At 68.0% G+C, this 11,563-nt stretch carries 7 protein-coding genes; 4 read left to right on the forward strand and 3 right to left on the reverse strand.

Features of this window, described 5'->3' with window-relative positions; genetic code table 11:
* Positions 1–261: 261 nt before the first annotated feature.
* Positions 262–1,785 carry a UxaA family hydrolase gene (locus AB4061_RS29190; protein WP_441639713.1) on the reverse strand — a complete coding sequence of 508 codons (1,524 nt, stop codon included), beginning with the start codon at positions 1,783–1,785 and terminating at the stop codon, positions 262–264.
* Between the two features lie 6 nt (positions 1,786–1,791).
* Positions 1,792–2,814 carry a tripartite tricarboxylate transporter substrate binding protein gene (locus tag AB4061_RS29195; RefSeq protein WP_441639714.1) on the reverse strand — a complete coding sequence of 341 codons (1,023 nt, stop codon included), beginning with the start codon at positions 2,812–2,814 and terminating at the stop codon, positions 1,792–1,794.
* A 146-nt stretch (positions 2,815–2,960) separates the two neighbouring features.
* Here AB4061_RS29195 and AB4061_RS29200 point away from each other — a divergent pair, with 146 nt between their 5' ends.
* From AB4061_RS29200 to uca, 3 genes are all read left to right on the forward strand, one after another.
* Positions 2,961–3,947, forward strand: coding sequence for a LysR substrate-binding domain-containing protein (locus AB4061_RS29200; RefSeq protein WP_441639715.1), 987 nt, complete (start codon positions 2,961–2,963; stop codon positions 3,945–3,947).
* Positions 3,948–4,358: 411 nt separating this feature from the next.
* Positions 4,359–6,212, forward strand: coding sequence for an allophanate hydrolase (gene atzF, locus AB4061_RS29205; protein WP_441639716.1), 1,854 nt, complete (start codon positions 4,359–4,361; stop codon positions 6,210–6,212).
* 13 nt (positions 6,213–6,225) lie between these two features.
* On the forward strand, positions 6,226–9,825 hold the full coding sequence (uca, locus tag AB4061_RS29210; RefSeq protein ID WP_441639717.1) for an urea carboxylase: 3,600 nt from the start codon (positions 6,226–6,228) through the stop codon (positions 9,823–9,825).
* A gap of 17 nt (positions 9,826–9,842) precedes the next feature.
* Here the strand turns inward: uca and AB4061_RS29215 are convergent, their stop codons facing one another.
* Positions 9,843–10,694: a class I SAM-dependent methyltransferase gene (locus AB4061_RS29215; protein WP_441639718.1), complete on the reverse strand. Its 852-nt coding sequence runs from the start codon at positions 10,692–10,694 to the stop codon at positions 9,843–9,845.
* Positions 10,695–11,018: 324 nt separating this feature from the next.
* On the opposite strand from AB4061_RS29215, the gene AB4061_RS29220 reads away from it, so the two are divergent.
* Entirely contained in the window at positions 11,019–11,486 is a 468-nt protein-coding gene (locus tag AB4061_RS29220; RefSeq protein WP_441639719.1) for a rhodanese-like domain-containing protein, read from the forward strand.
* Positions 11,487–11,563: the final 77 nt, after the last annotated feature.

Here is an 11,563-nt window from a genome sequence, read left to right on the forward strand (position 1 = left end):
GCCTTAAGGCGATACTCAGACATGGGTCCCTCTTTTCCGCTCTTTGCGCCGAATCCCGAGGCGCCCCATACGGCCTAGGTGAACCTTGACGGCTCGCTTCGCATCGCGTTGGGGTGTTTCCCGCCCTTCGGGCGCTTTACACGGCTACCACAGTTGGTTGATCTTGCCGCTGGTTGGCTCCCCTCTCCCGCCTGCGGGAGAGGGGATGGGGGAGAGGGCGGGCGATTGCAATTTCGTGATGGTTCCACGCCGCAAGGCTTTCTAACTAACAATCCCCAGATGCCAGGGCACGAACTCGTTGTCGCCCAGCCCTAGCGCCTCGCTCTTGGTCGGTCGCCCAGAGGCCGCGTCCAGGATATGTTCAAAAATCCGCTGGCCCATCTCGTCCACGGTCAATTCGCCGTCCAGCACCAGCCCGCAGTTGATGTCCATATCGCCTTCGAGCCGCGTGTACATCGGCGTATTGCTCGCTAGCTTGATGGTCGGCGCCGGCTTGGAGCCGAACATCGACCCGCGCCCGGTGGTGAAGCAGATCAGGTTGGCGCCGCTGGCGATCTGGCCGGTGGCGGCGACGGGATCGTAGCCGGGGGAGTCCATGAAGACGAAGCCGGCTTGCTCGATGGGCTCGGCGTATTCATAGACGGCTTGCAGCGGAGTGGTGCCGCCTTTCATGGCGGAGCCGAGCGACTTCTCGAAGATGTTGGCGAGGCCGCCTTGCTGGTTGCCGTGGCCGACCACGCCGTTGAACTGGGCGTTCTGGCCGGCGGTGTAGCGCTCCCACCAGGCCAGGCGGTCCAGCAGTTTCTGGCCGACTTCCGGCGTGACGGCGCGGCGCGTGAGCATGTATTCCACGCCATGGATCTCGGGGGTTTCCGACAAGATGGCGGTGCCGCCGTGGCGCACCAGGATGTCCATGGCCGCGCCAAGCGCCGGGTTGGCGCTGATGCCGGAGAAGCCATCGGAGCCACCGCATTCCAGGCCGATCTTCAGGTGGCTGGCGGGCACGGGCTGGCGTGTGGCGGTATTGGCGCCGGGCAGCATTGCCTCGATGGCGCGGATGCCGGCCTGGATGGTGGCCGCCGTGCCGCCGCTGTCCTGCATRACCATGGTGCGCACGTGGCTGCCGGGCACCAGGCCTTGCGACTCCATCAGGCCCGCTACCTGGTTGCGCTCGCAGCCCAAGCCCACGATCAGCACGCCGGCCAGGTTGGGGTGGCGCGCATAGCCCGCCAGCGTGCGCCGCAGCACGTCGAAGTGCTCGCTGGGCGAGGACATGCCGCAGCCGCTGCTTTGCGCGAAGGCGGCCACGCCGTCCACATTGGGATAGGCCGCCATGCGCTCGGGCGTGAAGTGGTCCGCGATATGCCGGATCACCGTGGCCGAGCAGTTCACCGACGACAAAATGCCGATGAAGTTGCGCGTGCCAACGCGGCCGTCGGGCCGCACGAACCCCATGAAGGTGGCGCGCTCGGCCTCGGGCACATAGTCCACCGGCCGCACGTCCTGGCAGAAACCCGGGTCGCGATAGAAATCCACCAGTGCCAGGTTGTGCGAATGCACGTGATCGCCGGCCTCGATGTCGCGCTCGGCCACGCCGATCACGGTGTCGAACTTGCGGATCTGGGTGCCCTTGGCAATGGCGCAGGCGGCAATCTTGTGCCCCGCGGGCACCTGGGCGCGCACGCGCAGCCCCAGTTCAGGCAGGCTCTGGCCAAGGCTCAGGGCGTCCCGGGCAATCAGGACGTTGTCGTTCGCATGCAGGCGGATCAGGGCGGCGGAGTTCACGTTGGGTCAGCCTTGTTGCAGCAGTTCTTTGAGCTTGAGGCGCTGGATCAGGTGGGTTTCCTGGTCGTACACCGTGCTGATGTAGCGCTTGTATTCCGGGCCGTCCAGGTACATCACCGGCGCGTCGATGCGGGCCGCGACCTGCTGGAATTCCTTGCTGGCCACGGCCTGGCGGAAGGCGTCGCGCAGCTTCTTTTCCACCGTGGGATCCAGGCCGACGGGCGCGCCGATGCCGTTGGGCGCTTCCACCACCACGTTGTAGCCCAGTTCCTTGAGCGTCGGCGTGTCCTTGAAGCGCGGCGTGCGCTGGTCGCCCCAGGTGGCCAGCAGGCGCAGCTTGCCGGCTTCCACGTGGGGTGCCCAGGAGCTGGAATCGGCCAGCAGGTCGACCTGTCCGGCGAGCACGTCCTGCAAGGCCTGCGCGCCGCCCTTGTAGGCAATGGCATTGAAGCGCACACCGGCGGCCTGCGCGAATTCCTCCATGCCCACGTGGGTGGCGCCGCCGATGCCGGCATGCGCATAGGTGAGCTTGCCGGGATGCGCCTTGGCTTCCGCCACGACGTCCTTGAGCGACTTGAAGCGCGAGTTCGCCGGCACTGCGATGCCGAAGGTCTGGCCGGAGGTGCGCGCCAGGTAGGTCAGCTCGCTGCGCGGGTCCAGCTGCAGCATGCCTAGCTGCGAGAAGCGCGTCACCGAGATCGGCACCTGGCCGATGGTGTAGCCGTCCGGCTTGGCGCGGGCCAGTGCCTTGGTGCCGATCATGCCCGATGCGCCGGCGCGGTTTTCCACCACGATGGATTGCTTGAGTACGCCGGACGCCACCTGGCACAGCGCGCGCATGGACTGGTCGGCGGTGCCGCCGACGGGCCACGGGCAAATGAAGGTGATGGGCCGGTCCGGATAGCCGGCGGCACGTGCGAGGCCCGGCAGCAACAGGCCGGCACTACCAGCCGTCGCAGCCGTGGCGGCAGCGGCGCCGCTGATGAGCAGTCGGCGCCGCCCGTGGTTGATGCCGTGGGGTGCGGTCATGTGTCGTCCTCGCAGGGTGTCGTTATTGGAGTCATGGGCTGGTGGCAATGTCCACCGGTCAGGCTGGATTGTGGCAAAGCCGTTCATAACAATCCAATCAATCATCGGAATGGCTTCATAACCTTAAAGTTAAGTAGAATCGCGCCATGCCCCAGATCGACCGCGCCCTGCGCTCCAATATCAAGCTGCGCCACCTGCAACTGGTGGTGGCGCTGGACGAGTTTCGCCATCTCGGCCACACCGCCGAGTTCCTCTCCGTCAGCCAGCCAGCCGTCTCCAAGATGCTCACCGAGGTGGAGAAGACGCTGGGCCTGACGCTCTTCACGCGTTCCACGCGCGGCACCGAGCCCACGCCGGCGGGCGCGTCGCTGGTGCGTTTTGCCCGCTCGGTGCTGGCGCAATACGAGCGCACGCGCGACGAGATCGCTGCGGAGGCCAGCGGCGCCGCCGGGCGCACCCGGGTGGGATCGATGGGCGCGGCCCTGCCGGTGCTGCTGGCGCAAGCCGTGGGCCTGCTCAAGCAGCGCTCGGCCCAGGCCACCGTGCTGGTGGAGGAGGGCGACCTGCCCCACCTGCTGCCCAAGCTGCGCATCAGCGAACTGGACCTGATCGTGGGGCGGCTGGAGCCTGGCTACGCCGCACCGGACCTCATTACCGAGCCGCTCTATAACGAGCCGATGGTAGCGGTGGTGCGCAGCGGCCACGCGCTGGCAAGCCAGCGTGCACCGGGCTGGGCGGACCTGGCCGGCATGCCTTGCGTGGTACCGCCGCCATGGGCCTCGCTACGGGTCAAGATCGAGCAGGAGTTCTACCGCCACGGCCTGCAGCCGCCAACCGACCTGATCGAGTCGTCGTCCTACCTTGCCATCACCACCTTCGTCTCCCAGCTAGATGCCGTGGGCTTCCTGGCCAGGTCGGTGGGGCAGCAGTTCGAGCGGGAAGGCCGCTTCCATGTCCTGCCGATGGACGTTGCGCTGGAGCTGCCGCCGGTGGGCGTGATCACACTGCGCGAGGGGCGGCCCACGCCCAGCAGCATCCAGCTGGTCGAATGCCTGCGCGCGGCGGCGGGGCAATTGGCCACGCCGCCGGGTGGCGCGAAAAAGCCGGCGCGCGCGCCGCGGCGCGCGAATTAGCCAGCCCGCCGCGATCAGCGCGGCGTGGCTAGCAGGGACTTCGCCAGAGCATGAAACGCCGGGATCGTCGTCGCGTCGTGCCGAGCTCGGCGTGGAAGCCGGCGCGGCGGCGAATGTCAGCGTTGGCGTGAGCTACCGTGGGCAACTGGCCTCGCAGGTGCGGCTCTAAGGCGCCGGGACGACGCACCACATTGCGGCGTCGTCCTGCCAGCTGGCACTGATATAGTACGCACCCGCGCCGCCCCATGGTGCGGCGCGGGTGCGTGCCGCGCATGTGCCTTCGGCCCGCGAGTGCGCCCTGATCCCGATTCCCTCGACATGTAAGAAGAATCTATTTTTTTGTCTTACATGGCATGTCTCCTGCTTTGTTGGTCTGCAACGCCTTCATGTATACAACGCGGGATACAAGCGATGACCAGCAAGACGCCTCTGCGCCGATCCGCCGCCAGCCTCGGCAGTTGCCGAACGCTGCCTGAGTGGCAACAGCTCTACAGAACGCAAGGCGCCTCGCCCGCGGACGCGCTGGCGCCGTTCCTGGCGCTGGACGCAGCGGACCCGGCGTGGATCGCGCGCCTGGATGCGGCGCGGTTGCAGGCCCAGCTGGCTGCGCTGGCGGCGCGCGTTGAAGAAGCGGGCGGCAAGCTCGATGGGTTTCCCCTCTACGGCGTGCCGTTCGTGGTGAAAGACAACATCGACGTGGCGGGGTGGCCCACCACGGCGGCGTGTCCCGCGTTTGCGTATGTGGCCGAGCGCGATGCCGGCGCGGTGGCGCGGCTGCGCGCGGCCGGGGCCATCGTGGTGGCCAAGGCTAACCTGGACCAGTTCGCCACCGGCCTGGTGGGCGTGCGTTCGCCTTACGGCGCGGTGCCTAACAGCTTCGATGCGGCATATGTCAGCGGCGGCTCCAGTTCGGGCTCGGCGTCTTCGGTGGCGCGCGGCTGGGTGCCGTTCTCACTCGGGACCGATACGGCGGGCTCGGGGCGCATTCCCGCGGCATTCAACAATATCGTGGGCCTCAAGCCCACCCGGGGCTGGCTCTCCAGCGCCGGCGTGGTGCCGGCTTGCCGCACGCTGGACTGCGTCTCCGTGTTTGCGCTGACGGTCGAGGATGCCGCGCTGGTGGCGGAGATCGCCGGCGGCTTCGACCACGACGATCCTTACTCGCGCACCTATCCGCAGTGCGCGCCTGCCGCGCTGGCGCCATCGCCCGTGCTGGGCATTCCCGATGAGCTGGTGTTCTTTGGCGATACGCAGGCGCAGGCCAGTTTCAAGCAAGCGCAGGCGGACTTGCAGGCCATGGGCGCCAAGCTGGTGCCGATTGATTTTTCGCCATTCGCCGAGCTGGCCGCGCTGCTCTACCAGGGGCCATGGGTGGCCGAACGCTTCCTGGCGGTGGGCCAGCTTCACGCCAGCCAGCCGGAAGCCATCGATCCGGTCGTTCGCGTCATCGTCGAGGAAGCGGGCCGCTATAGCGCGATGGACGCGTTTGGCGCCGAGTACCAGCGCGCGGCGCTGACCCGTGCTATCCACCAGGCGCTGGCAAATGTCGATGCGCTGGTGGTGCCGAGCGCGCCGTCGATCTATACGCTGGCCGCCGTGCAAGACGATCCGATCGGCCTGAACGCGCGGCTTGGCACCTATACCAACTTCACCAACCTGGCCGACCTGTCGGCGCTGGCGCTGCCGGCCGGTGCGCGCGAGGATGGCCTGCCTGCGGGCATCACGCTGATTGCCCCGGCCTGGTCGGACCGCGCGCTGGCCCGTCTTGGCCGGCAGTGGCAGGCGGCGCAAGCGTTGCCGCTGGGCGCCACCGGGCGGGCTTGTCCCGTTGGCGCACCGCGCGCCACGCCGGTCACGCCGGGGTCGGTGCGGCTGGCCGTGGTCGGCGCCCACCTTAGCGGCATGCCGCTTAACCATCAACTGCTCACGCGCCACGCGGCCTTTGTGGAGGCTTGCCGCACGGCGCCGTGCTACCGGCTTTATGCGCTGGCGGACTCGATCCCGCCCAAGCCCGGGCTGGTGCATATCGGCAAGGGGCAGGGCGCGCCGATCGAAGTCGAGCTCTGGGATGTGCCACTGGCCAGCTTTGGCGCCTTCGTCGCGGAGATTCCCGCGCCCCTTGGCATCGGCAAGCTGCTGCTGGAAGACGGCCGCCAGATCACCGGGTTCATCTGCGAACCCCGGGGCCTGGAAGGCGCCCGCGATATCACGGCATTTGGCGGCTGGCGCGCTTATCTCGCCAGTGCAAACGCCAGCGCGAACTGATCCGGGAGCGCCGATGTTCCACACCGTACTGATCGCCAATCGTGGCGAGATCGCCGTGCGCGCCATTCGCACCTTGCGTGCCCTGGGGATCAAGAGCGTGGCCGTGTATTCGGATGCCGATCGCAATGCCGCGCATGCCCGGCTGGCCGATGTGGCCGTGCCGCTGGGTGGCGAGCGTGCGGCGGATAGCTACCTGGTGGCCGAGCGCGTGTTGCAAGCTGCGTTGGACACCGGTGCGCAAGCCGTGTTTCCGGGCTACGGCTTTCTGTCGGAGAGCGCGGAGTTTGCCGAGGCCTGCGAGGCGGCGGGACTGGTTTTCATTGGCCCGACGCCGCACCAGCTCCGCGAGTTCGGGCTCAAGCACCGGGCGCGCGAGCTGGCGGCCGAAGCAGGGGTGCCGATGACGCCCGGCACCGGCCTGCTCTCCAGCGTGGAAGAGGCCCTGCGGGAGGCCGCGCGCATCGGCTATCCCGTCATGCTAAAGAGCACGGCCGGCGGGGGCGGCATCGGCCTGTCGCGTTGCGCTGATGACGCCGAGCTGAGCGCGGCCTTTGACAGCGTGCAACGGCTGGGCGAGCAGTTCTTCAAGGATGGCGGCGCCTTTATCGAGCGCTGCCTGGACCGCGCGCGGCATATCGAGGTGCAGATCTTTGGCGATGGCGCGGGCCGCGTGGTGGCGCTGGGCGAGCGGGATTGCTCCACGCAGCGCCGCAACCAGAAGGTGGTGGAGGAAACCCCGGCGCCGCACTTGAGCGAGGCCACGCGCCACGCGCTGCACCAGGCCGCGATCCAGCTGGGCGAATCGGTGCGCTACCGGTCTGCCGGCACGGTGGAGTTCATCTACGACGTGGAGCGGGAGGATTTCTACTTCCTGGAGGTCAATACCCGGCTGCAGGTGGAACATCCCGTGACCGAGCTGGTCACCGGGCTGGACCTGGTCGCCTGCATGCTGAAGGTGGCCGCGGGCGATGCGCTGGACTGGGATGCCATCTCCCGCCCGCCCCAGGGCACGGCCATGGAGGTGCGGCTCTATGCGGAGGATCCGCTCAAGCAGTTCCAGCCCTCGCCGGGCACGCTGACCGAGGTGGCGTTTCCGGACGGCGTGCGCGTCGACGGCTGGGTCGAGGCTGGCACGGAGGTGTCCGCCTTTTACGATCCGCTGCTGGCCAAGCTGATCGTCCACGGCCCCACCCGCGAAGCCGCGCGCGCAAGGCTCGCAGCAGCGCTGGCCGCTACGCGCCTCTGCGGCATCGCCACCAACCTGGACTACCTGCGCCAGATCGTCGACTCGCCCGAGTTCACCGCGGGCCGCGCCTTCACGCGCATGCTCGACAGTTTTCCCTACGCGCCGGCAGTCATCGAAGTGCTGGAGCCGGGCACCTATACCAGCATCCAGGACGTGCCGGGGCGCATGGGCTACTGGCATATCGGCGTGCCGCCGTCCGGGCCGATGGACGACTACGCCTTCCGGCTGGCCAACCGCATCGTCGGCAATCATCCGGGCGCGGCCGGACTGGAATGCACGCTGGTGGGGCCGCGCCTGCGTTTTCATAGCGCAGCCGTGGTCGCGCTGGCCGGCGCGCCTTGCACGGCGACACTCGACGGGATGAACGTCCCGCTCTGGGCGCCAATCAGCGTAGCCCCGGGACAGGTCCTGGCGCTCGGCAAGGCCACGCAAGGCTTGCGCACCTACCTTGCCGTGCGTAATGGCTTCGATGTGCCGGTCTATCTGGGCAGCCGGTCGACCTTCGTGCTCGGGCAGTTCGGCGGGCATGCCGGCCGCACGCTGCGGCTGGGCGACATGCTCCCGCTCGGCCAGCCACATCTGGCGGCCAGCGGCATCGAGGCGCCCGTGACGGCGCCGCAGGCCGCACCCGCGGCACTGGTGCCGGCCTACGGCCAGCACTGGGAGATCGCGGTCCTGCACGGACCGCATGGCGCTCCCGACTTCTTTACGCCGGCATCGATGGAGACTTTTTTCGCTACGGAGTGGGAGGTGCACTACAACGCCAACCGCCTTGGCGTGCGCCTGGTCGGGCCCCGGCCCGAATGGGCGCGGCGCGACGGCGGCGAGGCGGGGCTGCACCCATCCAACGTGCACGACTGCGAATACGCAATCGGTGCCATCAACTTCACCGGGGACTTCCCGGTGATCCTCACCAACGATGGCCCGAGCCTCGGCGGCTTTGTGTGTCCCGTCACGGTCGCCAAGGCCGAGCTGTGGAAAGTTGGCCAGCTCAAGCCGGGCGACCGGATCCGCTTCCGGCCAATCTGCTTCGATGCCGCGCGCGCCTTGCAGGCGGCGCAGGACCAGGACATTGCCGGGCTGCGGCAAGTCACGCGTGCGCCGCCGGCGCCGGCGCCGGCGTGTTCCACCGCCATCCTTGCCGGGCGCGCGGCCAGCGGGCATCACCCGGCCATCGCCTACCGCCAGGCGGGCGATGGCTACCTGCTGCTGGAGTACGGCGAGAACGTGCTCGACATCGGCCTGCGGCTGCGGGTGTACCTGATGATGGAGGCGCTCAAGGCGCAGCCGGTAGACGGCGTGCTGGAGCTATCGCCCGGCGTGCGCTCGCTGCAGGTGCGCTATGACGGCCAGCGCATCCATCAGGCGGCGTTGATCGAGGCGCTGCTCGCCATCGAGACCGGCTTGCCGGACGTGGCCAAGCTGAAGATCCCCACGCGCGTGGTGCACCTGCCGATGGCCTTCGAGGATGGCGCCACGCTGGACGCCGTGCAGCGCTACCGCGAGACGGTCTGCGCCGACGCGCCATGGCTGCCGAACAATGTCGATTTTATCCAGCGCATCAACGGCCTGGCGCATCGCGACGAGGTGCGGGACATCGCGTTCTCGGCGCGCTATCTGGTGCTGGGGTTGGGCGATGTCTACCTTGGCGCGCCGTGCGCGGTGCCGCTTGACCCGCGCCACCGGCTGCTCACCTCCAAGTACAGCCCCGCGCGCACCTTCACCGCGGAAGGCACGGTTGGCATCGGCGGGGTCTATATGTGCATCTACGGCATGGACTCCCCGGGCGGTTACCAGTTGATCGGCCGCACGCTGCCGATCTGGAACAAGTTCCTCAAGAACCCGGTGTTCGCGCCCGGCGCGCCGTGGCTGCTGCGCTTTTTTGACCAGGTGCAGTTTTACCCGGTGGCCGAGGTGGATCTGGACCGGCTGCGCGAGGATTTTCGCGAAGGACGCGCCACGGTGCGCATCGAGCACGATGTCTTCGACTATGGTGCGTACCGCCAGTCGCTCGTGGACAGCGCGCACAGCATTGCCGCCTTCCAGGCGCGGCAGCAGGCGGCCTTCAGCGCGGAGGTGGCGCACTGGAAAGCCCATGAGGCCAACGCCGCGCCCATCGAAGTACCGGCCGCCTTGCTCCAAGACGAGCACGACGGCCATGCCGTGACGGCAGAGATGAGCGGCAGCGTGTGGAAGGTGCTGGTGCAGCCCGGCGAGCAGGTGCGGGCCGGGCAGCCGCTGCTGGTGGTCGAGGCCATGAAGATGGAGCTGACCGTGCTGGCCCCGGTGGCGGGCACGCTGTTGGCCATGCGCTGCCGCGCGGGCTCGGCGATCAAGGTGGGCGACCGCCTGGCGTCGATCGCCTGACAAGCGCGGAGCGTGCCTCAGCGCGGCTTGATGAACTTCAGCGTCATGCGGTCCGATTCGCCGATGGCCATGAAGCTCGCGCGGTCGCGCTCGCCGCCGCGCAACGTCGGCGGCAACGACCACACGCCATCGGGATGGTCGTGGTTGTCGCGCGGGTTGGCGTTGATCTCGCTGCGCCCGGCGAGCGCAAAGCCGGCCGCGCGGGCGTGGTCGATGACGTAGTCTTCGGTGACGTAGCCGGTGGCGATCATCTGCTCCAGCGAGGTGCCGGGCGTGGCCCGGTGCTCCTCCACGCCCAGCACGCCGCCGGGTTTGAGCACGGCGTAGAAGGCGCGCAGGCTGTCGTCCAGGTGGCCGTCCTTGATCCAGTTGTGGATGTTGCGAAAGGTCAGCACCAGGTCGGCGCCGCCCGGCGGGGCGATATCGGTAAAGGCGCGCACCGGCAGCGTGCCGACTGCGACCTTGCCGTAGTTGCCCGGATCCTGCGCCAGTTTCTTCTCGAAGTTTGCCCTTGAACGCTTGCCTTCCTCGCTGGCATCCGCGGCGCTCACATCGTAGTGCGCGGCGTACAGCTTGCCGTGGTCGCGCAGCACCGGGGCCAGGATCTCTGTGTACCAGCCGCCGCCCGGCGCAATTTCAATCACCGCCTGGTCCGGCTGCAAGCCGAAGAACCGTAGCGTTTGCAGCGGATGGCGGTACACGTCGCGGGCCTTGTTGGCGGCGCTGCGCTGCGGGCCGGCGATGGCGGCGGCGAGTGCTTCGTCTCCTGCGGCAGGCGCGGCGTTGGCCGCGCTGGCCAACATGCCGGCACTGGCCAGCAACAGCAGGGCGTGCCGCACGAATCGGCGCCGGGCAGAGGAGGGAGTCATGGCATTCCTTGCTGACGGTAAGTGGTAAGTGGTGAGTGGTAAGTGGTGAGCGGTGAGCGGTGAGCGGTGGCTATCCATCGCCGCCCCTGAATCTGGACGCAGCCTGGCCGGTTTGTCAAGCCGGGTCATGCCTTTGCCGCGTTGGCCCGTGCCGCCCTCAAGGAAGCGTCTTAGGAAATGCGTTTTTATTCGTTCTCAATCCAGCAGCGTCATTTCATAGTTGAGCCGTGATGGCTATAGGCGGTTGCCGTCAACGACAAAGCGTGCATCGGGCAGGCCCGGCTTAGCCCGCACGCGGACAACATGCTGCAAGGAGAGCGTTTCATGACAGTCGCATTGGAAGACAAGATCAAGCATCCCGTGCTGGAAGCCGCTCGCGGCGTGGCACGTTCCTCCGGCCTGCCCTATGCAGGCCGCGTGACGCCGCAGCAGGCCTGGGCGCTGTTCAGCGCCGGCGATGCGGTGCTGGTCGACGTACGCACGGCGGAAGAACGCAAGTTCGTCGGCTATGTGCCCGATACCCTGCACGTGCCCTGGGCCACCGGCACCAGCCTGACCCGCAACCCGCGCTTTGCGCGCGAGCTGGAAGCCAAGACCGGCAGGCACGCCGTGGTGCTGCTGCTGTGCCGCAGCGGCAACCGCTCCGCGCTGGCTGCCGAAGCCGCCACCAAGGCGGGGATCGCGCATGTGTTCAACGTGCTCGAAGGCTTCGAAGGCGAGATCGACGAGCGGCAACGGCGCGGCAAGAGCGGCGGCTGGCGCTTTCACGATCTGCCGTGGATCCAGGACTGAGCCGCGGCTGGCGCAAGCAATCAATCGAGATCCACAAGCATAGCGATCAACAAGCCGCCGGAACCATCGCGCGGACA

The organism is Cupriavidus sp. YAF13 (assembly GCF_052113425.1).
GTDB lineage: Bacteria > Pseudomonadota > Gammaproteobacteria > Burkholderiales > Burkholderiaceae > Cupriavidus.